The following is a 2175-nucleotide window of genomic DNA, read 5'->3' as shown; positions in this document are numbered from 1 at the left end:
GCGAAGGAGCGGCCGCTGCCGACCAGCTCGGCGACGCGGGCCTGGTAGAGCAGTCCGCCGTCCCCGGCGAGGGGGGAGATGCCGACCTCCTCGGTGAACATGGCCACGCAGGCGGGCATGATCATGTCCATCTCGTCCTTGCGGATCCGGCGGACGAGCGGATCGGGCGCGATCTCGGTGGAGGGCCGCTCGGTGGCCATGAGCGGCTGGTGGGCGCGGACGTCGCGGGCGGGGCCCCAGCTGGGCTCCAGGAGCTGCCAGAGCAGCCGGGTGGCCTCGGCGGGGCCGACGATGGAGGAGCAGCGGCGGCCGGTGCGGCGGGCCCGGTCCGCGAAGGCGCGGACGGCCTCGGGGCCCGCGCAGACGGGGACGAGGTTGGCGCCCGCGTAACACAGGGAGCGGAGTTCGCCGCCGGAGTACCAGCCCCACATCTCGCCGCCCAGGCGCCAGGGGTCGAGTCCGGCGACCTGGACCCGGGAGGTGACGAAGGCGTTCTCGACCGGCTCGCGTCCGAGGATGGCGAGCGCGGCGTCGAGATCACTGGGCTCAAGGACCCGGGTGGTGGTCTGCGTCAACACTGGGGCCTCACCGTGCAGGTCTGCTGGTCTCCGCACTGTACCCGCCGGGACGAGGGGATGCCGCGTCGCACAGGTCACGAAAAGGCCCTGGCCCCGCCCCCTCTCGGAGGGGGCGGGGCCAGGGCTCGCCGGAACGGATCGGGGCTCGGACGCCGAAGGGTCTCAGACCCCGATGGCGACGCTGGGCTCGCCGGAGGCGACCCCGTCCTTCTCCATCTGCTCGGCGATCTTCAGGGCCTCTTCGATGAGGGTTTCCACGATCTTGGACTCGGGGACGGTCTTGATGACCTCGCCCTTGACGAAGATCTGCCCCTTGCCGTTGCCGGAGGCGACGCCGAGGTCGGCCTCGCGGGCCTCACCGGGGCCGTTGACGACGCAGCCCATGACGGCCACGCGCAGCGGAACGGTCATGCCGTCGAGGCCCGCCGTGACCTCCTCGGCCAGCTTGTAGACGTCGACCTGGGCTCGGCCGCAGGACGGGCAGGAGACGATCTCCAGGCGGCGCTGGCGGAGGTTGAGCGACTCCAGGATCTGGATGCCGACCTTGATCTCCTCGGCCGGGGGCGCGGAGAGCGAGACGCGGATGGTGTCGCCGATGCCCTGGGAGAGCAGGGCGCCGAAGGCCACGGCGGACTTGATGGTGCCCTGGAAGGCGGGGCCGGCCTCGGTGACGCCGAGGTGCAGCGGATAGTCGCACTGGGCGGCGAGCTGGCGGTAGGCCTCGACCATGACGACCGGGTCGTTGTGCTTGACCGAGATCTTGATGTCGCGGAAGTCGTGCTCCTCGAAGAGGGAGGCCTCCCACAGCGCGGACTCGACCAGCGCCTCGGGGGTGGCCTTGCCGTACTTCTTCAGCAGCCGGGCGTCGAGGGAGCCGGCGTTGACGCCGATGCGGATCGGGGTGCCCGCGTCGCCCGCGGCCTTCGCGATCTCCTTGACCTTGTCGTCGAACTGCTTGATGTTGCCCGGGTTGACGCGGACGGCGGCGCAGCCGGCGTCGATCGCGGCGAACACGTACTTGGGCTGGAAGTGGATGTCGGCGATGACCGGGATCTGCGACTTCTTGGCGATCACGGCGAGCGCGTCGGCGTCGTCCTGCGTGGGGCAGGCGACGCGGACGATCTGGCAGCCGGAGGCGGTCAGCTCGGCGATCTGCTGGAGCGTGGCGCCGATGTCGGACGTCCGGGTGGTGGTCATCGACTGCACCGAGACGGGTGCGTCGCCTCCGACGGCCACGGAGCCGACCTGGATCTTGCGGCTGACCCGGCGGTCGGCAAGCTTCGTCGGCACGGACGGCATTCCGAGAGAGATGGCAGTCATCTGCTGTGCAACCCCAAGGTGTGGATCGAGGTCCCGAGATCGGCGGGCTCCGGCCTTTGAGGTTACGCCAATGCGCGCGTGCCCCACGCATCCGAGGGGGCGGCGCCACCCGAACGTAGGGAGCCGGGCACGGTGCGTGCCCGGCTCCGGCGTGCGCGGCGGTGCGGCCCGTTCCGCTAGTTGATCTTGATCGGGTTGACCACGTCCGCGACGAGGACCAGCAGGGTGAAGCAGACGAAGACGCCCGCGACCACGTACGCGGCGGGCATCAGCTTCG

General features: G+C 70.9%; 2 protein-coding genes. Both read right to left on the bottom strand.

The annotated features are described in order from the left end of the window. A partial coding sequence (locus VR44_RS13325) for a DUF4081 domain-containing protein (RefSeq protein ID WP_045947681.1) occupies nt 1–575 on the bottom strand: 575 nt, incomplete at its 3' end. Between the two features lie 165 nt (nt 576–740). Beyond that, nucleotides 741–1898, bottom strand: a complete 1158-nt coding sequence (ispG, locus tag VR44_RS13320; RefSeq protein WP_045947680.1) for a flavodoxin-dependent (E)-4-hydroxy-3-methylbut-2-enyl-diphosphate synthase — start codon at nt 1896–1898, stop codon at nt 741–743. Nucleotides 1899–2175 lie beyond the last annotated feature (277 nt).

Origin of the sequence: Streptomyces katrae (assembly GCF_000966975.1) — a bacterium.
Lineage (GTDB): Bacteria > Actinomycetota > Actinomycetes > Streptomycetales > Streptomycetaceae > Streptomyces > Streptomyces katrae.
Note: the sequence above shows the minus strand (reverse complement) of the source record. Positions and strands in the feature narration are given on the sequence as shown.

Excerpts from the sequence above, each read along its gene's own strand:
- ispG (WP_045947680.1), bottom strand. The coding sequence starts at position 1,898 with ATGACTGCCATCTCTCTCGGAATGCCGTCCGTGCCGACGAAGCTTGCC.